Annotated in this window: 1 pseudogene; it reads right to left on the minus strand. The window is 31.9% G+C overall.

The window, feature by feature from the left end:
- A pseudogene (locus tag BU804_RS06505) lies at positions 1 to 317 on the minus strand (IS982 family transposase); the annotation flags it as partial.

The following is a 317-nucleotide window of genomic DNA, read 5'->3' on the forward strand; positions in this document are numbered from 1 at the left end:
GACCTTGTTTCTTTTTATGCGTTTATTGTGGCAAACATCTATCGATGGAAAATCAATAAAAGCAATTCCTGTGATTTCTCCTCTTTTATCCAAAAGATAAGCAAATAGAGGAACAAAAAGGTTCTTCTTTAAATAAACCAAGCGGCTATAACTAATTAAGTTTGGAAATTCTTTAACTAAGTATTTGGTAACATAACCATAAAAGTGCTTAAATGTTCGATCATTTGATTGATGAAATAAAATGACAATTGTCATCATCTCTGGTATCGATCATTCAGGTTGAGGTCCTCGCTTTGTTTTGCCATGATCAATTAACT

Source organism: Candidatus Protochlamydia sp. W-9 (assembly GCF_001950615.1).
Taxonomy (GTDB): domain Bacteria; phylum Chlamydiota; class Chlamydiia; order Chlamydiales; family Parachlamydiaceae; genus Protochlamydia; species Protochlamydia amoebophila.